The organism is Chryseobacterium sp. RU37D (assembly GCF_900156075.1).
In the GTDB taxonomy this organism is placed as follows: domain Bacteria; phylum Bacteroidota; class Bacteroidia; order Flavobacteriales; family Weeksellaceae; genus Chryseobacterium.
Map to the genome: position 1 here is coordinate 43,730 of NZ_FTMM01000006.1, position 26,443 is coordinate 70,172.

Here is a 26,443-nt window from a genome sequence, read left to right on the forward strand (position 1 = left end):
TTATCATTAAATATTACTTTATGCTTTTCACAATTTCCAGAAGCTCTTTTCCATCATAATATCCCAGTGTTTTATTCATCACATTTCCGTTAGAGTCTATAAAAAGGAGAGAAGGATAACCTTTCAGCTGATATTTTTTTACAATCTCAATACCTTCGCCCTTTTCACCGTCAACTTCAAGACTCACGAAATTTTTATTAAAATAATCACTCAGTTCGGGATCTTTGAACGTTGTTTTCTTTAGTAGTTTACAAGGCCCGCACCAGGTTGCATACACATCCAGAAAAATAGCTTTCTTTTCTTTTTTAGCTTTTGCCCTGGCTTCTTTCAAAGAGCCATTATAGAAACTGACTTCGCTGTTTGTGTTCTTTTCAGCTATTGTATAAGAGTATGCTGAAATAAAAAAAGCAAATGCGCTTAAGATGAATAATATCTTTTTCATTTTAATTTAATTGATGGTTATTTTAATAATATTTTGAGTCGCAGGAAGCGGATAAGTATTTCCAACTTTAGAAATAGCAATATTTTCCACCTGAGGCATTCCTCCAAACAAAGCCTGATGATTTCCTGCGCCCGGGTATTGATTAATTCCCGTTCCTGAATCGAATAAAGATGTTTTTGAGCTAATATCCCCTAAGCTATTAGCATCAACGGATTGTTCATTCGCATAGAACCAATCATTGGAGAATCCGAACATCGTCACGTAAGCAATTTTATCCCCGGATTTGGCTTCGAAGCTTGTAGAAACTTTTTGTCCGGGAGCAACAGGAGCGTTTCCGGCTACGTAAACACCTTTTACATTGGGCAATGATTTTAAGTTGTTTTGAAGTTTGTAAACATTTCCAAACTGAGAAACTTCTTTCAATCCTTTACCGGAATCCAGCTGTCCCAATTCATAGATCGGATTTTTATCACCGGAATATACCACTACCAAAGCTGGAGAAAGGCCGGTCATAATTCCTGTATTGGCATTGAGTTTAGTCACCATTTTGTCTGTATTTCCCATTTGTGCAATGTCCGTAATTTCGGGATTTGATAAAGCATTTGGCGCGAAAAATGGAGCCGCATTCAGAAGCTGTGAGCCATTGTAATTGGAAACTGCCCAAACTCCGGGGGAAAAAGGTGTTTCGTTGGCAGTACCACCGGAAGTATTAGTAATGGTTAAAGTAAATTCAGATTTCACATCGTCATAACTTAAATTCAATTTCATCAATTGCGAAGCCGCTACATTCGGAACCTGAGCAATCGGGTTGCTTTCCGGATTTCCTGTCGTATTGTTTTTTGTACCGTTGTCCCAAAGCAAAACTTCTGAGGAAACATCACCGGTAATAGCACTTCCGTTATCATTAAAAAGCTTGATTCCCGGCTGTTTTGAAGCAAAAAACCAGTCTTTTGAAGCTCCGTACATTGTGGCGAACATCAAGGCCTGAGTTTTTCCTGCATTGAATTTTATAGAAACAGATTCTCCGGGCATGATGACAGGTTTTAAAGTTCCCATAAATTTCCCGCTCTGTACAAAATCTTTTGGAACTGCAACATTTTCAAAAGTGATGGTTCTTTGTTTTGGAGAGTTTTCCATTATATTGTCTCTGTCATCACAAGAGGTAAGGGAAATTGTCGCAAAGATTCCTGTTGTAAGTGCTGTAATTTTTAATAAGTTCTTTTTCATAAATAAATTTTTGAGAGTTATATATTCTTTGCAACTACAGTCGGGCGTTTTTCATGTTCCTGACAAAAAATTTATTTATTTTAGCGAAAATTTAATTTAAGTTGTTGAAAATCAGCGATAGTTATTTCTAAATTTCATTGAAAAAGAATTTGAAATTTAAATTCCCTTTTTCCCATCCAGAATCATCTGGATCATTTTAATTTTCCTGTTCTCTCTTGTTTCGGGCTTTTTGGCTTCTTCGACCCAACGGATGTACTCCTTTCTATGTGTGTAGCTCATCTTATCAAAAAGGACTTTTGCCTCCTGATTTTTATTAAAAATTGATTGAATATCTTCTGCAATTTCAACGGTACGTTCTTCCTTATCTTCAATTAAAAGTACCGAAACCTCATTTCCGAAAGTTTTTCCCAGTTGCTTCCGAATTTCCTGGGTTAAACCTAAAATATGGCAGTTAGATTTCATTTTGGCTAGGCTACCGCGGTATTCAACTTTATCATCAAATACGACTTTGATTTTTACCTGTCCTTTTTTGTTGAATAATTCTTCGGTAGAAAAAGGGAACTCTATAAAAGCGGCATTCATTTCTCCGTTTTGCCGGATGATGGCTTTAAATTGAATAGGCTGAGGTTTCATTTGCTTTTTATTTAAATTTAAATCTAAAAGAATCAACATCCAGTTTGTTATTCCACAGGAATCTCGGCAGAATTACAATTTAACTTCTAATAAATCAGTCTGGACTCCTAAGGAATAACAAACTACATAGAAAAAACTTGCGTTTAATTATTTATATCAAAAATAAAAAAACCGCGAAAGAAAACTTTCACGGTTTTTAAAATATATCAAAAAAGATTATTTTTTCTTTCCTTTTGCAGGGGTAGAAGTAGCTGCCTTAGGCATTTTTGTTTTTGTATCTGCAGGAGTATTCTCGTCTCTTACCAGTTGTAATTCGTCGATCAGTCTTCTTGCACCAGCATATTTGTCGATTGTCCAAAGAACGAAACGAATGTCTACATTGATCGTTTTCTGCCATTCCGGTTCGAAAACGATGTCACCACTTAATGCCTCGCTGTTCCCGTCGAATGCGATACCGATCAGGTTTCCGTCTCCGTCGATTACCGGAGAACCAGAGTTACCACCTGTAATATCATTGTTTGAAAGGAAGTTTACCGGCATGTAGCCTTTAGCGTCTGCATACTGACCGAAGTCTTTCATGTTGTAAAGGTCGATCACTCTTTGTGGAAGGTCAAATTCTTCATCACCTTTCTTGTATTTACCAACAAGACCGGTCATATCTGTATAATAGTTATCTGTAATCCCGAAGTAGTTTCGGTCTTGTCTGATTGGCAGTTTATCTATCGTTCCGTACGTTAATCTCATGGTAGAGTTAGCATCCGGGTAGAATTTTTTATCAGGCATAGCTTTCATTAATCCCGCTAAGAAAAGTCTGTTGTTTTTAGCGAAATTATCATCGATTTTCACGAACCTTTCTGCAGAAGCTTTTTGGTCTGCTATAATTCCGTTTGCGATTTTCCAAAGCGGATCTGCATCAAGCTTTAATTTATCCGGATTCAGCATGAAGTTGGTAGCAGACGTTTTATTGGCAAAAATAGATGAATAAGCAACATTTGAAAGGTTATTGGCATCTAATCCCATGATAGTTTCAGAGGCAACATCTGGCTTTACTCTTGTTTTGTATAGATTAACCATAGAATTCATCATCTCGCCTTCAAGCTTGGTATTGATGTTTTCGTATGCTGATTTAAGAGCCGCTTCCACTTTTGGTCTCATAGCTACTCTTCCTTCCATATTCTGGTCTGCGTAAGCTTTCAGAACATTTCCTATCTGTAACGCAAGGGTGAAATACTTAGAATTCCTTGAAAGCTGAGTCATGTACATTCTTTCAACATTTCTGTCTGAAGTCTGTTTGTAATAAATAGCGATATCATCTAGAACCGTTTCGTTTTCTGCAATATTTGCAGGTTGTATAGCCCAAGTTTTGAATTTCTCTTCAATAGCCTGTTTCTCTGTAATGGTTCCGTTTTTAAGAACAGCATCAATTGTTCCTTGTCTGTTTTTCCAATAGTTAGCTACAGAAGCATACTGAGAAGCATAATTAAGCTGAGTTCCTTTATCTTTGTCCATATATTTCTTCATAACGTCCATTGCCAGTTTAGAAGCTTCAACCCAGGCAGGATAATCTTTGTTTACCATTTGCTGAATTCCGTAAGAAGTCAGGTAACGGTTTGTTCTTCCAGGATATCCTAAAATCATTGAGAAATCTCCAGGTTTTACACCTTTAAGGGAAACTGGTAAGAAATGCTTAGGTTTTAACGGAACATTGCTTGGAGAATATTCAGCAGGGTTTCCTGCGGCATCAGCATACACTCTGAAAACCGTGAAATCTGCTGTATGTCTCGGCCACTCCCAGTTATCTGTATCACCCCCGAATTTTCCTAATGATGATGGTGGCGCACCTACTAATCTGATGTCTTTGTAGTCCTGGTAAACGAAATAATAGAATTCATTTCCGTTGAAGAAATCTCTTACCACTACGGTATATTTTCCGTTTTCAGAGTTTTCAGACTGGATCGCTTTTGTTTCAGCGTCGATAGCAGCTTTTCTCTCTTCAGCGGTCATTGTATTGTTTAATTTTGAATTGATTCTCTGTGTAGCATCATCCATTCTTACAAGGAATCTCACATACAGATCCTTTGCGTTGAATTCGTCTTTCTGTTTCATTGCCCAGAAACCATTCTTCAGGTAGTCTTTTTCCGGAGTGGAAGCCGCAGCTACGGCACTAAATCCACAGTGATGGTTTGTAAAAATAAGACCTTGGTTTGAAACAATTTCTCCGGTACAAAACCCTCCGAAACTTACGATAGCATCTTTTAAGCTGGAATTGTTTACTGAATAAATTTCTTCAGGTGTCAGATGCAAACCTTCTTTTTGCATATCTACACCATTAAGTCTTTTAATAAGCATTAATAGCCACATTCCTTCGTCCGCCCTCATCTGAGCAAAACTTAGTAAGAATGTGAAAAGTAGAAATAGTCTTTTCATTTTATAAAATTAATTTTTGTGTTGCTAATTTACTAATTTTTATGCTATTCTGGTCTGGAATGGTACGAAAATGGATTGGAGAATGCTATGAAAAATATAGGATTGCCATTTTTTACCATTTTATTTTTAGGATCATTGATAAACTGCGGTATGATGATTGGGCAAAATTCTCAGTCGGAGAAGAAAGATTATCAGATTCAGAGAGAGTGGATGCTTGTTGCTTTTGGGAATTTTACAAAAGAAGAGTTGGTAAAAAATAAAGCGGGAATTAATCTTACTTCAAAAATGGAGTTTGGAAAAATAAAAGGTCAAGCTTTCATGGGCTGCAACAAAATGTTTTTTTCTTCTGAATTTAGAAATGAAGGGAAGGTAAAAATTTCAGGAATAGGGTCTACTATGATGGCCTGTGAAAACATGAAGCTGGAGGGGGCGTTTTCTGAAAATTTTAAAGATATGACCCATTACAAAGTGGAAGGACATTTTCTTATATTGAGTGATGACAAGGGAAATTCTATGAAATTTGTGGCTGCGGATTGGGATTGATCGAAAATTAATTTCAATTTTAATAAATTCAAAATAAAATACAAAAGTCCGCACTTTAGATACGGACTTCTTTGTTGTTGAAAAATCTATTACGGGTTATTAGTTTTTTGGAATTGTTTTTTTAATATCATACACGGTAAGTTCAGGTGTGCTGAGTAATCCCTGAGTGTTACTCCTTTTTTTAGAAATACTTGCCTTATGCGGCTGTCTTCCCGGTATGCTTGCTTTTATTTCTTCTATGCTTGCAGTATTAGGCAGAAGCTTCCCAGAGTTGTTGGCTGCTTCCTGTTTCGGAGCTTGTTTTTTTGCTTCAAGTCCTTGTTCTGAAGGAAGCGTGTTAGAGAGTGTTTTACTGGCCCTGTCCTGAGATTCCTTCATCATTTTTGCTTCGAAGTCTTTGGATTCTTTATAGTAGGGAACTTGTTGTGTTTCAGAAACTTTTTTATCCTGCTGAGCATAGATATTTACGCTTAATGCCAGGAATGCAATGATATATAATGATTTCATGATAGTTTATTTAATATTTACCAATACGTTGATTTTACCGATTCCGTTTTGATCATAATCCTGAAGTGCTTTACCAAGAACTTGTCCTATTTTTACTTTTTTAAGATTGGCTTTCATGGCTACACCGGATTTTGAAGAGGTTACAAGAAGATCACCTCTTTTTATTTTTCCGCCTTCCAGACATACTTTTGTAGGAATTACCCCGATAACCCCCATTGGAACTTTATTTGAAATATCTGTATCAATATGTTCTTCAGTTAGTAAAACTCCCGGTCTTGTAGCATATACACCTGCCACTAGGTTTGAGTAAGGTATTGAAGATTTCTCTACCGCTCTGTCTTTTGTTGTGGAAATTACAAGTATATCCCCAGGTTCATAATTTAAAATATTTCCCGCCACATCAAATGCTTCGGCAACGTCAGCGCCGCTGCTTTGAGTTCCCCCGTTAAAATAGCCCCTGCCGTCGTTACCTATTCTTGCAACATTTGCTGCTGACGGATTTCCTGATCTGAATACCGCAATAGAGCCTCCACTTCTTGTCTCTGCTGTAAGGGCTGGGTTTGTGTTGGATGTGTTATAGTTTACAAATCTTGCAGCACGTCCTTGTCCAAAATTTGGTACCCAGGCATAGATTGCGCTTCCGGTCCCGTCTGCTGTGGTTTCTACACCATCTCCTGTGTTTGTTGCATTGGCAGTAATTCCGTTTCCGTTACCATCGGCAATGGCTATTAGAGCTGGCCCATTTCCTGAAGGGTTTGACGCATGGAATAATCCTGCAAAGCCTCCGGTTCCTGAAGAAACACCATAAATACCGGCTGTTCCGAAATTAGCAAACTGAGAGTTCACTTCTCCCTTTACCGCGGGAGATGTACCGGTTACCCTATCTACTTTAAAGTTTCCTGCAATACCGTTTCTGACTGTTTTTACAGTTATTACATCGCTTTCATTATCTTCATTAAAGATTTCAAATCTTCCGGCACGTCCTTCGGAAAAAGATGGAACCCATGCATAAAGTGCATTTCCTGTTCCGTCAATATTAGTTTCTATCCCGTTTCCGTTTTTTCCGGCATTGGCTGTGATGGCGTTTCCGTTTCCGTCGGTTAAGGCGATCAATGATGCTCCGTTCCCGGAAGGATTGGATGCGTAGAATAATCCTGCGCGTCCTCCTGTCCCTGAGGAAATGCCAAAAACACCGGCAGCACCAAAGTTTCCGAAGATGGTGTTGACTTCCGCTCTTACGGCAGCTCCGACACTGTTTGTATTATCCAAAAGGAAAGAAGAAGCATTACCCTGTGTGTTATCCGGAATATTTCCGTTTCCGTTTGATTCTACCTCGAATGTGTTATTGATAATATTTGTATTGTTTAAATTTTCAAAACGCCCTGCGCGTCCTGTACTATTATTGATTCCGACCTGTCCGAATACTCCGATAGCAGTTCCGGATGTATTGGTGGCTACAAAACCTCTTACTCCGTATCCTCCTCCGTCATTTCTACCTACTACCGCTCCTGCGATATCGCTCGTTGTTCTCCCTACAATTGCTTCACCGGCTCCGTTATTGTCTCCTACAATACCTGCTGATGTCTGTGCGGAAGTGATCCCGTGAATACCGAATCCCGCTCCGGTGGAGCTTCTTACACCTGCACCGCTTCCTGTTGTGGTTACGTTTACTACGGTACCGTTTCCTACAGTATTTGCGTTAAGCACACTATTGTTATTAGCATTATTAAAAATTGAGATGCTTGCAGGAATACCATTATTACTGGTAGCAGTAAGCCCGGTTCCTGTGTTGCTGTTGGCGTATACCCCGGTTCCGTTGGCGCTTGCATTCCCGTAGACTCCTAACCCGCTAGGGGTAACACCATAAACGCCCCATCCGCTTCCTGCCTGGCTTCCGTATATACCTATTCCTAATCCGCCTGTACCGTTATTGATACCACGTACTGCTGAGGAAAACCCTCCCGGGGCTGTACTGTTTACAACCCCTCTTATAGAAGCGATACTGGATGTTGTCGTATTATTAACCCCCTCTAGGGAAGTTCCGTCTCCATCATTGGTCAATGAGAAAAGGGTTGCTGCATTATTTACAGTATTGGTATATGGAATGGCAAAGCTTCCGCCATTGTTTCCTGCGCTTTTTGCATACATAGCATAAGGAACGCTTAATAGCTGGCTGGTCCCGGTGATGGTATAGTTTGTTCCGCCCGAAGGATCGGTTTCTGTTTTTAGGTAATAACTTCCTGTAGACCAATCGATGGTGTTAAATGTTCCTGTAAGCACTGTTCCTGCTCCTATTTCAAGGGTGTTAAGTCCATTGGCATTGGTATTTCCTGTAAGTCTTTCAGAATAAATGGCCGCCCCGGCAGGTGAACCCTGAAGGATGCTGGCTCTGATTCCTATGCTTTGATTGGCTAAGATTTGGCCTCCCGTATTTCTGACGATTGCCTGATAGCTCATTTTTTCGGGTACTTGTGCGAATGCCAGATGTGATTCCAGCACAATTCCCATTACGAGTAATATTTTTTTCATGGTTGTTATTTTTTAATGATTTTGAATGTTTTAATATTTTCTCCGTTTTGGTTGATCCTTATGATATACATGGCGGATGGAAGAGAAGAAAAATTGAATTCAGACTTAGACTGAGTGATTTTATCCTTTTTAATTAGTTTTCCCTGAGCATCAAAAAGCTGATAATCTGAGCCTTTGAAGTTGTTTGTGGTAAAATCCAGATACAAAAAATCTTTGAAGGGGTTAGGATAAAGTAAAATGCCTTCTTCAGCTGTTGAGGTTTCATTGGTTGCTAATGTTATGATCTCATAGGCATGCTGAAGACCTTCCATAATCTCGTTATTACCTCCCTTAACGATATAAGCTGGGAGGCCAATACTGTAAGAAACTGAGCCGTTGCTTCCTGTAGCATTTGCTCCCGTTGCCAAAACTGCTGATTGTGCTTTCAGCAGGATAATGGGGACTGTGAGCAACATAAGAAAGAAGCATTGAATAGATGTTCTTTTCATATAAGTTGGTTTTGTGGTTATTAATTGGTTGTGTCAAAATTTAAAGAGAATTTTGGATGACTAAATTACCACATATCGAAGACTGATATTTAGGAAATAGACGAACGGCAGAAAAAATCGACAAACGACAAAAAGTGGAGATATTAAATAACAATATCGTGAAATATTAGTGTTTGTCGTAGTTTTAAAGGGTTATGGCTGAGGCTCAAAAAAGGACAAATTTTCTTTATATGCTCTGCCGATGGGAAGCTTTATCTGGTGTACAAGCTCTACTTCATGCTTGTTTTTACTACGGATGAGGTGCCGCGGAACGGCAAAACTTCTGTGTATCCTTACAAATGAATCAAAATAGCTTTTGTGTAAAATATTCCCGATAGAATCCAGAATGCAATGTTTTTTTTCGGCAGTGACGATTTTTGTATAATCTTTTAAAGCTTCAAGGTAAAGAATGTCGGTAATTTTTACATGATGAATATTACAGCCTTCCTTTATTTTAATACTGTTTTCTCCCAATAAAGCATCAAAACAGTCACATTTTTCCTTCGTTTCAAAAAAATCGAAAAGCTTCTGCACAGACTGATGGAAACGTTCCGGTTTTAAAGGTTTTGTAATGAAATCCAAGGCGTTAAGCTCAAAAGCTTCTACAGCACACTCAGGATAAGAACTGATGAATATGTAGGCAGGGGTTTTATGAGCCTGTTTTCTGAAACCCAGACCGTTAATGCCTTTTATTCTGGTTTCGCTGATGATAAGGTCAATAGGATAGTCGAGTTATAGGGCTGCTTTTTCCGCCGATTCAAGACATGCAATAATTTCTATGCTTTCATATTGCTTTAAATAATGAAGAAGAACCAGCCTGTCCAGCTCATCATCATCAATAATCAGACATTTAATATTGGTAATCATGGTTTTCTGGATTAGTTTTTGTTGTAATTAATTTAATATAAAGATATTGAATTAAATTCAATCAATCCCAACATGAACTCAAATTAACATAATATGTGTTACCGCAAAAAATCATTTTGTTTTTTCTCATGAAAAATGGTAACTTGTAAATCTCACAAATTATAGATAGAATTTAATGCTAGAAAAGAAAGAACATAACTATGAAAAGGCGGTTTTGGTAGGGCTAATCACCAAAGATCAGGATGAGGAAAAACTATCAGAATACATGGATGAACTGGAGTTTTTGGCTTATACCGCCGGAGCTACCGTTGAAAAAAGATTCACCCAAAAGCTGTCGCAACCGGATTCCAGAACATTTGTAGGAAGCGGAAAGGCTTTAGAAATAAAAGATTACGTAAAAGAAAATGAAATCGGAACCGTAATTTTTGACGACGAACTTTCACCTTCACAGCTTAAAAACCTTGAAAGGGAGCTCGAAGTGAAAATCTTAGACAGAACCAATCTTATTCTCGATATTTTTGCCCAGAGGGCACAGACGTCTTATGCAAGAACACAAGTGGAACTTGCTCAGTATGAGTATCTTCTCCCAAGACTGACCAGGATGTGGACCCACCTCGAGCGTCAGCGAGGAGGTATCGGGATGAGAGGTCCCGGGGAAACGGAAATTGAAACCGACCGCCGTATCATTCGTGATAGGATCTCATTACTTAAAGACAAGCTGAAAACCATTGATAAGCAAATGGCCACCCAGAGAAATAACCGCGGAAAAATGGTGCGTGTTGCTTTGGTGGGATATACAAACGTCGGTAAGTCTACTTTGATGAATTCTCTTTCAAAATCAGAGGTTTTTGCTGAAAATAAGCTGTTTGCAACGCTGGATACCACGGTAAGAAAGGTGGTAATCGGAAATCTCCCGTTTTTGCTTACAGATACGGTAGGTTTCATCAGAAAATTGCCGACTCAGCTGGTAGAATCGTTCAAATCTACTCTGGATGAGGTAAGAGAAGCGGATTTGCTGATTCACGTGGTGGATATTTCTCATGAAAGCTTTGAAGATCATATTGATTCTGTCAATCAGATTTTACAGGAGATTGATGCACACAGAAAACCGATGGTAATGGTCTTCAATAAGATTGATGATTTCAGCTATGAGAAAAAGGATGAAGATGATCTGACTCCGGCTACGAAGAAAAATATTTCTCTGGAAGAGTGGAAAAAAACATGGATGGCAAAATCCAAACACCCGACTGTTTTTATTTCGGCTCTTACGAAAGAAAACTTCCCTGAAATGAAAAGAATGATTTATGATGAGGTAATGAAAATCCATATTTCCAGATTCCCTTACAATGATTTCCTTTTCGAATATTTCGACAACGATGAGGAAGAAGAAAACAACGATTAATGAAATATTACTTTTTCCTTTTATTACTTTTCTTTTCGGTATTTGGCCTTGCCCAGAAATCGAAAATTGATTTTAAAGCCATCGAGAAAGATCTTAAAAATGATACATCTCCTTACAATTACGAGAAGCTTATTTTTAAATATAAAGGATACCCGAAGTCTTTGGATAGTATAGAAGCGCAGCATATCTACTATGGAAGAAATTTTATAACCGGAACAATTTCTACGACCGATGATGATTTTAAAACATTAGCCGAAGCCTTTAAAAACGAAAATTTTGATGATTGCATAAAGGAGGGAAAAGCTTTGTACGAAAAGGATCCTACGAATCTTGATGTGCTTTTGATTTTACTTAAAGCATATGATTCTAAGAAGGATGGAAGTAATTTTATTCATCATCTGAGCCAGTTCAGGACGTTGACAGATGCGATTAGAAGTTCCGGTGATGGAAAATTTGAAAAAACGCCTTATCTCGTCAATTCCGTAGGTGATGAATATATTTTACTCAATATTTTGAATTTAGGTAAAGATTATACAAGGGGTTCAAAATCAGTACGGGATGGCATTCTTGACATTTGGGAAAAAGGTAACAACAAAGTTTACATAAAAGTACTTTATATTGATTTTTAATTAAATAAATTTTTAAAAGCACCTTAGTGGAGTTATATTATTCATTTTCAGCTTTAATAGTTTTAGCATCCATATTTTCATACCTTAATTACAGATTTCTGAAGCTTCCGAGTACGATCGGGATCATGGTGATTGCCATTGTAGTTTCAATATTTTTGGTTTCTTTCGGGGAAGCCGTTTTACCGAGAACTTTCGGGCACCTCAATAATCTGATGAACAGTATTGATTTCACAGAAATCCTGATGGGAGCAATGCTTAATTTTCTTCTTTTTGCAGGAGGAATTCACATTAATATAGACGATCTCAAAGAACAGTTTTGGCCTGTCGTGATATTTTCCACGGTGGGAGTCGTAATTTCTACTTTTGTAGTAGGATTTGGAGTGTATTATTTGCTGCCTTTGGTGGGGCTTCAGCTTCCTTTTATCTACTGTTTGCTTTTCGGAGCGCTTATTTCTCCTACGGATCCGGTTGCGGTTCTGAGTATTCTGAAACAAGCAAAAGTTTCAAAAAGCCTGGAGACAAAAGTGGCGGGAGAATCCTTATTCAATGACGGTATGGCAGTAGTGGTTTTTACAGTTGTGCTTCAGCTGGCCATCGGAAATGAAATTGATCTTGGTGTGGAAAGTATAGTACTCTTGCTTTTAAAAGAAGCCGGGGGAGGGCTTTTGCTTGGTTTAGTTTTAGGATGGATCACTTCCAGGTTGATGCGTGAAGTGGATGATTATATTATTTCCGTTCTTGTAACGCTTTCGGTGGTGATGGGTGGTTATCTGATTGCTAGACAGATGCATATTTCTGGCCCTCTGACGATGGTTGCTGCGGGATTATTCATGGGGAATTTTAATATGAAGTTCAAAATGAAATCCGTCACACAAGATTACCTGATCAAATTCTGGGAGCTAATTGACGAAATTCTGAACGCTGTTCTTTTTCTTTTTATTGGCTTTGAATTGTTGTTAATCAAAAATTTAAGTCATTTTATGATACCCGGAGCTCTGGCGATTGTGGTGGTTCTTCTGGCGAGGTTTATTTCCATTTGGGGCCCTACGAAATTCATGTCTTTTAAAACAACATTCAGTCCGCAGACCGTGAAGGTATTGGTTTGGGGAGGGATCCGGGGCGGAGTTTCCATTGCATTAGCCTTATCCATTCCAAAAAATGAGTATAGTACTATTGTTTTAAGTATTACTTATTGTGTGGTTGTGTTTTCAATTATTGTTCAGGGACTTACCATTGGAAAGGTTGCCAACCCGAATAAGATTGCAAAAGAAGATGAGGAGCAGGAAAGTGTGGCATTAGAACAGCCCCATTAACACTATATAATCAATTACAAATGAAGAAATCTATTGTTTTATTAGTTTTTATGATTTCCGGGCTTTATTTTTCTCAAGTTAATATTGAAGAAATAAAAAAGAATGTCACGGAGAATCCTCAAAAATATTATTATGAATATCTTAAAATTTTCAAGACTAATCCCAAAACACTAAGTCAGGATCAACTTAATTATATTTATTATGGAAATAATTATGTTAATTATGGCTATAAAAGAAGTGAATTTAATGATGAATTAAATGAAATTACAAAATTTTCAAACAGGAAAATATCTTCAAAAAAAGTTTCTGACCTTTTAGACAAGGCTAAAATTCTTTATGAAAAAAATCCTTTAAATAAAGAGCTTATTCAGGATCTATCCATATTATACAGTAAGACCGGAAATATTAAAGAAAGTGAATTATACACTTCTCGATATGAGCTTTTGTACGAAACGATAAAAAACAGCGGAACCGGAAAATTGGATAATTCTCCGATAATTGTTACGAGTTTTTCTGATAAGTTTTATGCAGTAGAACATTTTTCAGGCATATTCAGCCGGGGTATTGAGTTCAGTACAAAAGTTTTGCCCGATGGCTCTTGGCTTGATGTTTTTAAAAACGGAACCCATTTATTTTTCGTTAAAACTGTTCATCATAAAGATATGTATAGAGATGACAAATAATATGCTTAAAGAAATCGAAGAAGTATTAGCTTTCCTCTCAATTCCCGAAAAAGCAGCATTTTTTCCAAAATTTTTCAAAACCGGAAAAGGAGAATACGGTGAAGGAGATCTTTTTTTAGGGGTAACCGTTCCGGATCAGAGGTCGGTAGCGAAAGAATATTATGCTAAAATTTCTTTAGAAGATCTAAGCAGGCTCCTTTCATCGAAATACCACGAACATCGTCTGACAGCTTTGTTTATGCTCATTTCAAAGTTTGAAAAGACAAAAGATCAGTCGGTAAAAGACGAAATAGTTGAGTTTTATTTGAATCATTTACAATATGTCAATAACTGGGATCTTGTAGATTCAAGCTGCTACAAGATTTTGGGGAGGTATTCATTTGAAAATCGGAAAGAAGACCTGTTGAGAAAACTTTCCGCTTCTGAAGAAATGTGGCATAAGAGAATCGCCGTGGTGGGAACGATGTTTTATGTAAAAAAAGGGTCCTTTGATTTATTGAAAGAGTTTGTTACTCAGAATCTTAAGCATCCTCATGACCTGATGCATAAAGCAAACGGCTGGCTGCTGAGGGAGATGGGGCAGAAAAATGAGCCGGAGCTCATCAGTTATTTAAACAAATACTACAAAGAAATGCCAAGGACGTGCCTACGATATGCCATTGAAAAGCTGGATGAGGAAATAAGGCAGGAATATCTGAAAGGAAGAATTTAAAAATAAGATTGTATTTTGCTGCCAAAAGTGATGAAAACCGGTCCGGCGGCCTTCCATGTTGAATGAAAATTATATTTTTGTCAGAAATAAAAGTTTGTTGTCAACGTCTTTATAAGACTTTAATGGGCACAGAAAAGAAATAATCTCCAGTAATTGATTATATATTCTATGGAAATAAAAATGAAATTATTTTTTAAAATAAGGGATAAAAAGAATGATCTGCCTTTAATTTTAAGGAGGTAAACTAACTGTATAAGCATGACCAATGATGGATCAACACGAAATTCTTTTAATAAAAACGGTCACCCATTATTTTTTACATTTCATTTTTCCGGTTTTTATTGCTTTAATTTTTTACCGCGAAAATTGGAAAAAGATATATTTAATTCTTCTGGCAACAATGCTGGCAGACCTGGATCATCTGTTTGCCAATCCTGTTTTTGATCCGAACAGGGGCAGTATTGGTTTTCATTTTTTACATTCTTATTATGCAATTGCGGTGTATTTTTTGATGCTTTTCTTTAAAGGAAATATCAGGATTATAGGAATAGGTCTTTTGCTTCATATGCTGACGGATTTCCAGGATTTTTATTTTTGGAAACTTTTCGGCTGAAAAAGCATGGGTACTTAAGGTTTTTAATTAGCAACGCTAAGTTTTAATTAAAATAACATTAATACTTTCTTTTAATATTTCAAAAGTAATAGATTTTTTGTATTTTGTAAACGTTCAATGAAAATAAAGGAACTTTTACATTATACTTATATTTTTCCTGTGCTGGCAATGGGATATTATTTTTCCGGACTTATGGGAACGGGGGTAGTATTTAATGTAATTGCCGGAATTTTACTGACCGGAAGCGTTTTATCTGCCGTGCATCACGCTGAAGTGGTGGCTCACAAGGTAGGAGAGCCCTTCGGGACGATTATTCTGGCGTTGTGTATCACCATTATTGAAGTGGCCTTAATCATCTCACTGATGGTTGCCGGCGGAGATCAGGCGATCACGCTGGCCAGAGATACTGTTTTTGCTGCAGTTATGCTTATTCTCAATGGGATTTTAGGGATTTGTATTTTGGTAGGCGGAGTGAAGTATTACGAATAGTTTTTCGCGAGAACATCGGCTACAACCTATTTGATTTGTATCGTTTCTATTTTAGTGCTTACTTTGGTTCTTCCTAACTTTACTTCAAGCGTCAACGGGCCATTTTATAATCAGGCACAATTGATCTTTGTTTGTATAGCATGCCTGGTGATCTACGGAGTATTTTTAATGGTTCAGACAGTAAGGCACAGAAACTATTTCATCGTTCCGGACGAGCATCCGGATGAACATTATATTCCATCAATATCAAAAACGATCATTAGCTTTGTATACCTTGTGATTTGTCTGGCAATTGTTGTAATGATGGTGAAAGGCCTCTCAGGAACCATTGAAGATATGGTGAGAAGTTTAGGGGCTCCCAAATCATTGGTGGGGGTGATTATTGCTGCAGTGGTGCTTCTGCCGGAAGGTCTTGCTGCAATCAGGGCGGCCCGCCGCAATCAAATTCAGTCGAGTCTTAATCTGGCTTTAGGATCGGCTTTGGCGAGTATTGGGCTTACAATTCCTGCAGTTTCCGTGGTTTGCATTATATATGATATTCCGCTGGTATTAGGCTTGGATAAAAAGGATATTATTCTTCTGTCTTTATCTGTTTTTATCGTAATGCTTTCTTTAAGCCGAGGAAAAACAAATATCCTTTACGGAACGGTCTTGCTGGTCAATCTCGCAGCTTATATTTTTACGGTCATTGTTCCATAAACACAACCATAAACTCAAAGCCTTTGACTTAAAGCTTCCTTGCCGTTTCCATTTTATAAGCCATTAATTTTGCTATATTTTCAGATTTGTAAATAGCCATATCTGCATTTTCGCCTGCAAAGTTTTCTTCAATAGTCATTCTCCAAAGCTCCAGCCAGCGGTTGAAATGTTTTTGTTCCATCGCCTGAATTTCATTAACGGGAAAATGAACGGCCATAGGATTTCCTTTGTAATTCATCTGTCCAAAAAGAATAGTTTCCCAAAACGAATACATTTTCGGCAGGTGCTTGTCCCAGTCAACTTTTGCAATATCATTAAAAAAGAATCCAATCACTTCATCCTTAATGACTTTACTGTAAAATGAGTTGACAAGATGCTCTATATCTTCTCTTGATTCCAACTTTTTCATTCGTCAAAGTTAGCTCAAAATCAATTGAGAAATTCAATCATCGAGTTGATAAATTTCATGAAAACAATATTTTATCTTTGTATATTATTTAAAGGCAAATGGACAAATGGGTTAAAGATCAAATGCAAATTAACTCTTTTTCAATTTTCCAATAATAAGTATTAAAAACAAATGATATAAAAAATGGCAAAAGGATTCAGACAGAAAATTCGTCAGAAAAATACCGAAAACAGCGGTTTTGGGGATAATGCTTCCGGGAGGTTTATCAATAAAGATGGCCTTCCTAATGTAAGAAAAAAAGGGGTTGATATTTTCAAAAGGTTCAGCTGGTATCATACAATGCTTGATTTGTCTACATTTCAGTTTCTTTCATATTTGGTGGTGGCTTATATTATAGTGAATATTTTCTTTGCTCTAATTTATTTTTTAATTGGAGTGGAGCATTTAACAGGTATTGATAAAAGCAACGATGTCAATGAATTTATTGATGTGTTTTTCTTCAGTTCCCAGACCTTTACAACGGTGGGATATGGAAGAATTGCCCCCGTAGGCTTTACGGCGAGTCTGGTGGCAACTTTTGAAGCTTTTCTGGGATTGCTTACCTTTGCCATCGCAACAGGGCTTTTTTATGGAAGATTTTCTAGGCCGAGAGCGTATCTGAAGTTTTCTGATATTATGGTAATTGCTCCGTTTAAGGAAGGTTTAGCTTTGATGTTCAGGTTGGCACCTTATAAAAATAATGCGCTTACTGATGCGGAAGTGATCGTTTCTACGGCAATTCAGGTGGTGGAAAAAAATGTTCCAAAGACTAATTTTTACACTTTAAAAACCCAATTAAGCAAGATTAATTCATTGGCCCTGAATTGGACGATCGTTCATAAAATAGATGAAGATTCACCGTTTTACGGCTTTTCTGAAGAAGATTTTAAAAATACAGATATCGAAATCATTGTACATCTACGTGCCTTCGATGAAGTATTTTCAAATACGGTAGTTCAACGATCTTCGTACGTGTCTAAAGAGATTATCTACGGGGCAAAGTTTATTCCAATGTATTATCCGGACAAAGAAAATCTTTCTACGGTTTTAGATTTAAGTAAAATTAATGATTATCAAAAAGCAGATCTTCCTGTTTTTGAGGAAGAACAAAAATAAATGGATTTAGAGGGGTACAAAAAACAGGCTTTACAAAAACAAAAAGAGCATAAGAAATTTCTAGACGGATTGAAAAAAAAGCCGCCCAAAAATCTCGATTATATTGTCCAGGAAAGCCATGATGAAGTTTTTGAGAAGATAGATTGTCTACACTGTGCCAATTGCTGCAAGACGACCGGGCCGCTTTACACTGAAAAAGATATTGAAAGGATAGCTAAGCATCTTCGCGTAAAACCAGCAGATTTTGAAGCAAAATTTCTTCGTGTGGATGAAGATAATGATAAGGTTCTGCAGAATCTTCCCTGTTTTTTCTTAAACGCAGATAATACATGTTCTATCTATGATGTACGCCCGAAAGCCTGCAGAGAATATCCTCACACAGATCGCAAAAAGATTTACCAGATCAATCATCTGATGATTAAAAACACAGTCATTTGCCCTGCTGCATACGAATTTGTGGAAAAGATTATGAAAAAATTAGGAAAATAAAGTATAATCCAAAATCGTCTTAAATAATTATAAAGTACGTTAAATAAAGCCTTTGCATATACTATTCAATCTAAGTGTGTCGTTTTAAAAACATTAAACAACCATTTAAAATATTAGTGTTATGAAAAAGTTAGTTTTAACAGCAGCGTTTACATTAGTCGGCGTAATCGCAGTATCGGCACAGACGGGTACTCCTCAGAACTCGTCTCAAAATCCTAATAACCAAGCGACTACTCAAGTACAACAGGACACACAGGCAACTTTGGGAATTCAAAACCAAAATACCACAGCAACAGCGGCTGCCGTGGATGTAGCTCCGGCTACTGCAACTGATGCCTCAGCAAGCGTAAGTGCAGATACAAGTCTGGAAGCAACAAAACCGGCAGATGCTACAAAAGAAGAAAAGAAATCTAAAAAGAAAAAGTCAAAGTAAGTATTTAAAAAAAGTAGAAATGAAGATCCTGAGACATAAGGTCTCGGGATTTTTTATCCTTTTACAATGTAATTTGTCTTAAATAGGTACAAATAAAATTAAAAAAAATAATTTTATTTGTTTTTAATGTGAAAATTATACTATCCTAAACACGCCAAAATTCACTAAATATTATTTATTATGAAAAAGTTAATCTTAGCAACAGTATTTGCAGTAACCATGACGGTATCGGCGCAAACAACACCAAAACAAAGAGTAGACACTACCATACCCGACACCACAAGGAATAATGATATACGGAATGATAACATGAACAACAACACTAATAACAGGGATCAGTCAAAAACAACAGACACTACCGGAAATTGGAAGAACAAAAATGCCGTAAAAGGCGAAAAAAATCTAAAAAGAAAAGTAAATAGATAAAATTAAAAAAGTCCTGAAGCACAATGTTTCAGGTTTTTTTTTGATCAATTTCTTTCATCCGGAAGTTCACAATTCTTATAATTAAATCTGAAGGTAAATCTTCATTTATGGGAAACTGCACGGCACCCTTCGAAAATTTGTAGTTATTTTCCTCAAAATCTTTTTCGAAATTCTTTATTCCTTCTGCTCCCGGATATAGTCCGATGTGTTTTTTATATCCTGCAAAATAGATCAGCGGCATATTTTTATATTTAAAAGCGGGCATCTGATAACCGATATATTCTGTAATATTCTTGTGTTGGGACTGGATTAATTTTCTTAATTCTTTCAGCTTTCCTCCTATTTCAGGAAAAAGAAGAATATAGTCATCAATATTTTCAAAAGTATTTTTCATATCTTAAATGTAATAAATTACTTAATATGTGATTTATAAAACCTGTTAGGTTGTGAATAGAATTTTCCAACAAAAGTTCAAATAATTTTAATGAAAACAAAAAAGCGTTGAACAAATCAACGCTTTCTCCTTTCACTTTTTACTTTTATCCCATTTATAATCCCGGGAACAGGTTATAATTAAAAAGGTCGGGAATATTCCCAACCTTCAATTTTTATACTACTCCTTGAGCTAACATTGCTTCTGCAACTTTCACGAATCCAGCGATATTAGCACCTTTTACGTAGTTTACATAGCCATCTTCCTCTTTACCGTAGTCTCTGCATGCTTTATGAATCCCGATCATGATCTCCTTTAATCTTGCATCAACCTCTTCAGAAGTCCAGTTCAGACGGATTGAGTTTTGAGTCATTTCTAATCCGGAAGTGGCAACACCTCCAGCATTAGAAGCTTTACCCGGAGAGAATAATACTTTATTATCAAGGAAATAATTGATTGCATCAAGTGTTGAAGGCATATTTGCGGCCTCAGTTACACAAACGCAACCGTTCCCAACCAATACTTTAGCATCTTCAAGATCAAGCTCATTCTGAGTTGCAGAAGGGATCGCAACATCACATTTCACTTCCCAAGGACGCTTTCCTACATAGAATTCTGCAGAAGGGTATTTTTTAGCATAATCTTCAGCTCTGTTATTACCCGAAGCTCTTAACTCTAATAAATAATCGATTTTTTCTCCATCGATCCCGTCCTTGTCATAAATATATCCGTCTGGTCCGGAAATAGTTACTACTTTTCCACCAAGCTCGTTTACTTTTTTGATAACTCCCCAAGCTACGTTTCCAAAACCTGAAACTGATACTACTTTATCTTTAAATGTTTGCCCAATAGTCTTAAGCATTTGCTCTGCGAAGTAAACTACCCCGTAGCCAGTAGCTTCAGGACGTATTAATGAACCTCCGTAAGCAAGACCTTTTCCTGTAAGAACTCCTGTAAACTCGTTTCTGATCTTCTTGTACTGTCCGAATAAATATCCGATTTCTCTTGCTCCTACACCGATATCTCCTGCAGGAACGTCCGTCTCAGGGCCGATGTGCTTACACATTTCTGTCATGAAAGCCTGGCAGAAACGCATCACTTCCATATCAGATTTTCCTTGTGGATCGAAATCTGAACCTCCTTTACCACCACCCATCGGAAGGGTAGTCAAAGAGTTTTTAAATACCTGCTCGAAAGCTAAAAATTTAAGAACAGAAAGGTTTACTGTAGGGTGAAAACGGATTCCTCCTTTATATGGCCCGATTGCAGAATTCATCTGGATTCTGAAACCTCTATTTACCTGGATTTCTCCTTTATCATCAACCCATGGAACTCTGAAAATGATTATTCTTTCAGCCTCTGCCATTCTTTCAAGAAGCTTCATTCCCGTGTATTCCTTTTTTGTCATAATAAATGGGATTACTGTAACGGCAACTTCTTTTACGGCTTGTAAAAATTCTGGCTCATTAGGGTTTTTGGCCTCAATTTTTGCTATAAACTCTTGTATTTTCTGGTCAATATTATATTGTTCCATATATTAGGGTTGAATATTATTGCCAACAAATTTAATTTTTTTTTCAAAATTCACAACACCTGAATGAATAATTGTTTAAAATTTAATAATATAATGAGTTAATATTATTAAATTGATAATTAATATACATATTTTGATAATAATTAAATTTTATCTCTAAAACAATGCAATATTAAAAAATCATTAAATCTCAAATTGCGGCAAATTGCCTCCCGGAAAATGATTTTACTTTCCCCAAAAGCTCCAATTCCAAAATTATGGACAGAATTTTGTGTGAAGAAAGGTCGGATTTTTCCACAAGATCATCTAAAGAAATTTGAGGATTATCATAAATTGTTTTGAATATTAATCGTTGGTTTTCAGGTAATTGTATATCTATCTCACGGGGTGAAAATAGTTCTTCGGTTTTATGTCTCGGCTGATTAAATCCTAAATAATCCACAAGGTTTTTTATCGTAGAAATAGCCGTTGCTTTATGCTGAAATATCAGATGATTACAGCCCTGGCTCTGCTTATCTGTAATCTTCCCAGGCAACGCAAAAACCTCACGGTTATAGTGATTTGCGAAAGTTATTGTGCTTATTGATCCTCCTCCAAAAGCTGTTTCTGCAACAATGGTGGCAGGAGAAATCCCGGCAACGATTCTGTTTCTCTGGATAAAGTTTTCCCGATCGGGTTTTCTGGAAGAATTGAATTCTGTGAACAAAGCTCCTCCTTCTTCAAGGATTTTCTCTGACAGCTTTTTGTTTTTAGCGGGGTATAAAAGATGAAATCCATGAGCCAAAACGGCAGCTGTAGGTATTTGAAAATGAAGAGATTGCTCGTGAACCTCTTTGTCGATCCCTAAAGCCAGCCCGCTTATTGAAATATAATCGCAGGACTGTGTTTCTTCAAAGAAATCATGGATGAACTGTTTTCCATAGGAGGTCATATTGCGGGTTCCTACAATGCTTAGCTTTTGTCTTGAATCGTCAAAAGTTCCTTTCTCGTAAAGGATTGCAGGCGCATCATCGCATTCGTTCAGTAATTTCGGAAAGTTGGGAAGATGCCTTAAATTAATTTTAATATTATTTTTTTCGCAAAACGAAAGCTCTTTTTCTGCAAATTTCAAATGTTCAGCATTCCCGATATCTGAAATCATTTTTTTGCCGATGCCGTCAAGTTTTTTATATTCTTTTGGGGTCATTTCCCAGGCTTCTTTTGCACTTCCGAATATGCGGACAAGCTTATGGAAATTAATATCACCAATTAAATAACATTCGCGCAGGGCGATGGAGTAGAGATGTTCTTCAGAATACATTTGTGTTGTTTTGACAAATCTAGAGAATTTAATTTTTTTAATGCAAGAATTGCAGGATTTTTAGTTTAAAATTAAAGTATCATTGTATAATTTTTAAATGATTTGAGACAAGATTCCTATGGAATAAAAGACTTTATGTTTTTGAGATTCAGAACTACTTATTTTCCTCTCAACTCATCCAGACACTCCCAGATGTCGTCTTTTTTTTTGTAAGGTAATTCCATAAAATCTTCCGGATGATTTTCTTTGTATTCCTGCCAAAGCTTATCATCTTTTTCATTATAATAATTAGGAAATTCCCAAATGAATTTTTTCTTTTTTTCGCCTACTTTTTTAAATGAGAAGGCAAGAATGCTTCCTACAATTGCACCCGCAAGGTGAGCCTGCCAGGAAATTTTACTGGGTTCCTCAAGATTTGAAAATAATTCTTCAGGCAGCATTCCCCAAACCAAACTTCCGTAATATAAAACAACGAGCAAAGAAATAGTAAGCAGTTTCATATTCCATTTAAAAACCCCGCTGAAAAAGAGGAAAAACGCAAGGACATACACTACACCACTCGCGCCAATAGTACAGGTATACAGATAATCACCGGTCATTATGTCAATCGGAGGAAGAAGCCAGACCAAAAACCCTGTAGCCAGCCAGCCAATGATAAAAACTTTATTGGCAACCAAAGGATAAAACTGATAGAGTAAAAACATCAGAAAAGTAATAGGGATTGAGTTTCCTATAATATGGTCTATATTTCCATGTAAAAGAGGAGAAGTGATGATTCCTAAAAGACCTTCCGGCAATAATGGAATAATCGCCCCAAAGCAACTTTCAAAAAAACCGTGTAACTGCAGGAAATAGCCAAGCCACATGGCGGCAAGCATCAGCAAAGGGTATATAATAGCTTTTTTGGAAATTACATTATTTTTAAACATGAAGATTTTACGTCAAATGGAAAGCCAATGATAAATTTCGGAAAATTTGGCGATGAATTTTTGTAGGTTTTAATTTATTTAAGACAAAAAGTAATGATTTTGATCACCAGCGAAGATAATTATCATTTTCTGTCATTTTGAAACTGTGAAAGAAACTTGTTTTTAATGAATTATATGATAAATCTGGTTAAAATTTTTATTTTCAAAGATCTTTCCTCTTGCTTAAATAGGCAACAATAACCATAGCCCCATTGTAATGGTAACGAAGCGAAACAAAAGATATAGTGGAAAGCAGGAAATTGCTCCTAAAAAGGTTAAATAAGTTTGATATAAAATGTTTCTAAGTTGCCGTTTATTTTAGAAAAATTAAATTTAATATTTTTGTACAGAATTTTGTAAAAGAAAATTTTGAACCCCATGAAGAAGTTTTTGTTAATTCTCCCCCTTTTCTTAGGGATTTTCACCAATGCGCAAGTCGTAATCATCGATACCGGAGCTGTAAAAATAGACACAATCAAACACTGGTCAGTTGTAGGAAAGCAATCTCTAATGTTTAACCAGGCAGCCTTTTCAAACTGGGTTGGCGGTGGAGCTAACAACGTAGGATGGCTTGCGGGGGTAGATTATAATATTACTTACGAAAATGATAAAGATCTTTGGGAAAATATCATCCTTCTGAATTATGGGCAAAATGATACAAAAGGAGTTGGGGTAAGAAAAACCCAGGATGTCATTAATGTTTCTACCAACTATGGAAGGAGGGTATCAAAAAGTTGGTATCTTTCTGTAGGAGCGGGCTTTCAGTCACAGTTTTCCGCAGGTTACGAAGATGGAAATAATCCCGAAGCTAAAAAAATATCCAATTTTATGGCTCCCGGCTACCTAAATTTCGGTATGGGTATCACATACAGACCTAATGATAATATTAATGTCACCTTAAGGCCTACCAACGCGAGATGGACTTTTGTGCTGGATAAGGAGCTCCAAACAGCCGGAATCTACGGTTTAAAAGATGATGGAGATACGTCACTATTGCAATTCGGTTTCCTGGGAACGGCTTATTATAAGATCAAATTAATGGAAAATGTTTCTATGACCAATACAGCCTCCGTTTTCTCTAATTATCTGGATCATCCAGACAGATTCGTTTTAGCCTACGGAATGGTGCTTAATTTAAAGGTTAATAAATTTATTTCTTCAAATATAACGGTTGATGTCTTATATGATCATAACCAGATTCAAAAAACACAGCTGAAGCAGACCTTAGGAATTGGTTTAGCATACACTTTAAATAATGGAGTAAAGCGTTCTGACAGAAAAGACAGTCAATGGTGGTTGAAAAAATAATCATTATTAATTTTAACTAAATATTTATAAATATCAATACGAGTGGGCTTTAGCCCACTTTTTTGATAAATACAGTCAAGATTGGCTTTAGCCAAAATTTAAACACAAATACCACAAATATTTTTCACAAATTTCACAATCCTCTATCATGCTTCTATAAGTGAAACGGCTTTGTGAAGCTTAAAACATTGCTATCATTCCCTGAGTGAAAACGCTCTCGCAAACGAAAAATTGGCAGAATAAACTAAACCAAAACCTCACGGCTTAACGATAAAAAAGAAAATCAAAAAACAAAAGCACCCCAAAATTGGAGAGCTTCATATTTATCAATTATATATTGTTAAAACTCTATATCCACTTCAAGTTTCTCGGCCAAAAGCTTTGAAACTTTTTCTTTTAAAGGCTCAATATCAATGTTTTGCATCGCGTCATTTGCAAATGCATATAAAAGCAATGCCTGAGCTTCTTTTTTAGAGATTCCTCTTGCTCTTAAATAGAACAATGCATCTTCATTCAATTGTCCAACCGTACAACCGTGAGAACACTTCACATCATCTGCAAAAATCTCCAACTGAGGTTTTGTATCGATTTTAGCGCCTTCGCTTAATAAAACATTGTTATTTTGCTGATAAGCATTCGTTTTCTGAGCAATTTTATCTACAAAAACTTTTCCGTTGAAAACTCCATGAGAATTTCCGTTGAAAATACCTTTGTAATTCTGATAACTTTCACAGTTAGGCTGATTGTGGTGAACCGCCGTGTGGTGATCTACCAACTGATCTTTCCCGATAATTGTGATTCCGTTCATGAATGAATTGATATTCGATCCATTTTGAATAAAATCTAAGTTATTTCTTACTAATTTACCTCCGAAAGAGAAAGTATTCACAGTCGTTAAACTGTCTTTTTCCTGTTTTGCGAAAGTATTGTCAATTAAGTAAGAAGTATCATTATCGTTTTGTAATTTATGCCAATCCGCTTTTGCATTCGGATACGTGAAAATTTCTGTCACGGAATTTGTCAGAACATAAGTACTATCAAAATTGTGGTGACTTTCAATAATTTCCACTTTTGCACCTTCTTCTACGATTAATAAATTTCTCGTGTTGTAGAACGTGTTTTCTTCCTGATTCTGAGAAATATAGAAAATATGAATTGGTTTTTCAATCACAACATTTTTAGGAACTTTCAGAAAGAAACCATACTTACAGTAAGCCTGATTCAAATTCGTGAAAGCTGATTGATCTGCAGCAATTGTATTAAAATATTTCTCGAAAACATCTCTGTGCTTCTCATCATTCAAAGCATAATTAAATGAAAGAAACTCAACATTTTCAATCGAAACTTTTGATAATTCTTTATGAAGCTTACCGTTCACGAAAGTGATCCAGTCAAAATTTTCTTCACCCAAATGCAGTTCGTCCAATTGTTCTTTGGTGATATTATGACTTTCCTTCGGGAAAAAGTTGTAACCTTTTTCAGTAATCTCCTTTAGGTTGGTATATTTGTATTCTTCGTCTTTTTTCGTAGGAAAACCAGCTTTTTCGAACCTCTGAAGAGCAGCTTTTCGATCTTCATCCAGAAATCTGTGACGAAGACTTTCCAAAAATTCATTATGGTTTTCTATAATCTGTTCTTTTAATGCCATTACTGGTATATCTGTGGTTTGCACCATTTTTTCTTTTTTTGTTTGGCTGAAATTGTTAAACTAAGAGATTTCTGAATCTCTGAATTTCTTAATCTTTT

At 36.5% G+C, this 26,443-nt stretch carries 27 protein-coding genes and 1 pseudogene; 13 read left to right on the top strand and 15 right to left on the bottom strand.

Features of this window, described 5'->3' with window-relative positions:
- Window positions 1-13: 13 nt before the first annotated feature.
- The 4 genes from BW926_RS04380 to BW926_RS04395 form a co-directional block, all read right to left on the bottom strand.
- Window positions 14-442, bottom strand: a complete 429-nt coding sequence (locus tag BW926_RS04380) for a thioredoxin family protein (protein ID WP_076444552.1) — start codon at window positions 440-442, stop codon at window positions 14-16.
- A 6-nt stretch (window positions 443-448) separates the two neighbouring features.
- Window positions 449-1,669, bottom strand: coding sequence for a spondin domain-containing protein (locus BW926_RS04385; protein WP_076444554.1), 1,221 nt, complete (start codon window positions 1,667-1,669; stop codon window positions 449-451).
- Window positions 1,670-1,825: 156 nt separating this feature from the next.
- A complete protein-coding gene (locus tag BW926_RS04390; protein WP_076444716.1) occupies window positions 1,826-2,302 on the bottom strand; it encodes a YdeI/OmpD-associated family protein in 477 nt (158 codons plus the stop codon).
- Window positions 2,303-2,518: 216 nt separating this feature from the next.
- Window positions 2,519-4,729 carry a S46 family peptidase gene (locus BW926_RS04395; protein WP_076444556.1) on the bottom strand — a complete coding sequence of 737 codons (2,211 nt, stop codon included), beginning with the start codon at window positions 4,727-4,729 and terminating at the stop codon, window positions 2,519-2,521.
- Between the two features lie 87 nt (window positions 4,730-4,816).
- Here BW926_RS04395 and BW926_RS04400 point away from each other — a divergent pair, with 87 nt between their 5' ends.
- Entirely contained in the window at window positions 4,817-5,272 is a 456-nt protein-coding gene (locus BW926_RS04400; protein WP_076444558.1) for an META domain-containing protein, read from the top strand.
- Between the two features lie 99 nt (window positions 5,273-5,371).
- Here BW926_RS04400 and BW926_RS04405 read toward each other — a convergent pair whose 3' ends face one another.
- The 5 genes from BW926_RS04405 to BW926_RS14610 form a co-directional block, all read right to left on the bottom strand.
- A complete protein-coding gene (locus tag BW926_RS04405) occupies window positions 5,372-5,779 on the bottom strand; it encodes a hypothetical protein (RefSeq protein ID WP_076444560.1) in 408 nt (135 codons plus the stop codon).
- A 6-nt stretch (window positions 5,780-5,785) separates the two neighbouring features.
- Window positions 5,786-8,308, bottom strand: coding sequence for a beta strand repeat-containing protein (locus BW926_RS04410; protein ID WP_076444562.1), 2,523 nt, complete (start codon window positions 8,306-8,308; stop codon window positions 5,786-5,788).
- 5 nt (window positions 8,309-8,313) lie between these two features.
- Window positions 8,314-8,763, bottom strand: coding sequence for a T9SS type A sorting domain-containing protein (locus BW926_RS04415; protein WP_228403394.1), 450 nt, complete (start codon window positions 8,761-8,763; stop codon window positions 8,314-8,316).
- 225 nt (window positions 8,764-8,988) lie between these two features.
- The gene (locus tag BW926_RS14515; protein ID WP_228403395.1) at window positions 8,989-9,417 is read right to left on the bottom strand and encodes a LytR/AlgR family response regulator transcription factor; all 429 of its coding nucleotides are present in this window, start codon (window positions 9,415-9,417) and stop codon (window positions 8,989-8,991) included.
- Window positions 9,418-9,567: 150 nt separating this feature from the next.
- Window positions 9,568-9,702, bottom strand: a complete 135-nt coding sequence (locus BW926_RS14610) for a hypothetical protein (protein WP_262484482.1) — start codon at window positions 9,700-9,702, stop codon at window positions 9,568-9,570.
- A gap of 175 nt (window positions 9,703-9,877) precedes the next feature.
- On the opposite strand from BW926_RS14610, the gene hflX reads away from it, so the two are divergent.
- The 7 genes and pseudogenes from hflX (at window position 9,878) to BW926_RS04455 (ending at window position 16,242) form a co-directional block, all read left to right on the top strand.
- Entirely contained in the window at window positions 9,878-11,104 is a 1,227-nt protein-coding gene (gene hflX / locus BW926_RS04425; RefSeq protein ID WP_076444566.1) for a GTPase HflX, read from the top strand.
- Window positions 11,104-11,733 (top strand): DUF4919 domain-containing protein, encoded by a 630-nt coding sequence (locus BW926_RS04430; protein ID WP_076444568.1) that lies wholly within the window; start codon window positions 11,104-11,106, stop codon window positions 11,731-11,733. Before hflX ends, BW926_RS04430 begins: the two co-directional genes overlap by 1 nt.
- A 26-nt stretch (window positions 11,734-11,759) precedes the next feature.
- Complete coding sequence (locus BW926_RS04435) at window positions 11,760-13,046, top strand: cation:proton antiporter (RefSeq protein ID WP_076444570.1); 1,287 nt, start codon at window positions 11,760-11,762, stop codon at window positions 13,044-13,046.
- Between the two features lie 20 nt (window positions 13,047-13,066).
- Window positions 13,067-13,729 carry a DUF4919 domain-containing protein gene (locus BW926_RS04440; RefSeq protein WP_076444572.1) on the top strand — a complete coding sequence of 221 codons (663 nt, stop codon included), beginning with the start codon at window positions 13,067-13,069 and terminating at the stop codon, window positions 13,727-13,729.
- Between the two features lies 1 nt (window position 13,730).
- Complete coding sequence (locus BW926_RS04445; protein WP_410493242.1) at window positions 13,731-14,441, top strand: DNA alkylation repair protein; 711 nt, start codon at window positions 13,731-13,733, stop codon at window positions 14,439-14,441.
- Between the two features lie 265 nt (window positions 14,442-14,706).
- The gene (locus tag BW926_RS04450; RefSeq protein WP_410493243.1) at window positions 14,707-15,054 is read left to right on the top strand and encodes a DUF6122 family protein; all 348 of its coding nucleotides are present in this window, start codon (window positions 14,707-14,709) and stop codon (window positions 15,052-15,054) included.
- A gap of 117 nt (window positions 15,055-15,171) precedes the next feature.
- Window positions 15,172-16,242 (top strand): annotated as a pseudogene (locus BW926_RS04455) (calcium:proton antiporter).
- 28 nt (window positions 16,243-16,270) lie between these two features.
- Here BW926_RS04455 and BW926_RS04460 read toward each other — a convergent pair.
- On the bottom strand, window positions 16,271-16,651 hold the full coding sequence (locus BW926_RS04460) for a group III truncated hemoglobin (protein WP_076444578.1): 381 nt from the start codon (window positions 16,649-16,651) through the stop codon (window positions 16,271-16,273).
- Window positions 16,652-16,834: 183 nt separating this feature from the next.
- On the opposite strand from BW926_RS04460, the gene BW926_RS04465 reads away from it, so the two are divergent.
- From BW926_RS04465 to BW926_RS04480, 4 genes are all read left to right on the top strand, one after another.
- Window positions 16,835-17,806, top strand: a complete 972-nt coding sequence (locus BW926_RS04465) for an ion channel (protein WP_076444580.1) — start codon at window positions 16,835-16,837, stop codon at window positions 17,804-17,806.
- Entirely contained in the window at window positions 17,807-18,295 is a 489-nt protein-coding gene (locus BW926_RS04470; RefSeq protein ID WP_076444582.1) for a YkgJ family cysteine cluster protein, read from the top strand.
- 121 nt (window positions 18,296-18,416) lie between these two features.
- Window positions 18,417-18,728, top strand: a complete 312-nt coding sequence (locus BW926_RS04475) for a hypothetical protein (protein ID WP_076444584.1) — start codon at window positions 18,417-18,419, stop codon at window positions 18,726-18,728.
- A gap of 180 nt (window positions 18,729-18,908) precedes the next feature.
- Complete coding sequence (locus BW926_RS04480; protein ID WP_143756499.1) at window positions 18,909-19,154, top strand: hypothetical protein; 246 nt, start codon at window positions 18,909-18,911, stop codon at window positions 19,152-19,154.
- 28 nt (window positions 19,155-19,182) lie between these two features.
- Here BW926_RS04480 and BW926_RS04485 read toward each other — a convergent pair whose 3' ends face one another.
- The 4 genes from BW926_RS04485 to BW926_RS04500 form a co-directional block, all read right to left on the bottom strand.
- Window positions 19,183-19,548 carry an iron chaperone gene (locus BW926_RS04485; RefSeq protein ID WP_076444588.1) on the bottom strand — a complete coding sequence of 122 codons (366 nt, stop codon included), beginning with the start codon at window positions 19,546-19,548 and terminating at the stop codon, window positions 19,183-19,185.
- A gap of 214 nt (window positions 19,549-19,762) precedes the next feature.
- A complete protein-coding gene (gene gdhA, locus BW926_RS04490) occupies window positions 19,763-21,121 on the bottom strand; it encodes an NADP-specific glutamate dehydrogenase (protein WP_076444590.1) in 1,359 nt (452 codons plus the stop codon).
- Window positions 21,122-21,311: 190 nt separating this feature from the next.
- On the bottom strand, window positions 21,312-22,421 hold the full coding sequence (gene dprA / locus BW926_RS04495) for a DNA-processing protein DprA (protein WP_076444592.1): 1,110 nt from the start codon (window positions 22,419-22,421) through the stop codon (window positions 21,312-21,314).
- A 158-nt stretch (window positions 22,422-22,579) separates the two neighbouring features.
- Window positions 22,580-23,350, bottom strand: a complete 771-nt coding sequence (locus BW926_RS04500) for a rhomboid family intramembrane serine protease (protein ID WP_076444594.1) — start codon at window positions 23,348-23,350, stop codon at window positions 22,580-22,582.
- Window positions 23,351-23,767: 417 nt separating this feature from the next.
- Between BW926_RS04500 and BW926_RS04505 the strand changes: the two genes are divergently transcribed.
- Entirely contained in the window at window positions 23,768-24,697 is a 930-nt protein-coding gene (locus BW926_RS04505; RefSeq protein ID WP_076444596.1) for a DUF3078 domain-containing protein, read from the top strand.
- Window positions 24,698-25,037: 340 nt separating this feature from the next.
- On the opposite strand, the gene sufD is transcribed toward BW926_RS04505, so the two are convergent.
- A complete protein-coding gene (sufD, locus tag BW926_RS04510; protein WP_076444718.1) occupies window positions 25,038-26,345 on the bottom strand; it encodes a Fe-S cluster assembly protein SufD in 1,308 nt (435 codons plus the stop codon).
- Window positions 26,346-26,443 lie beyond the last annotated feature (98 nt).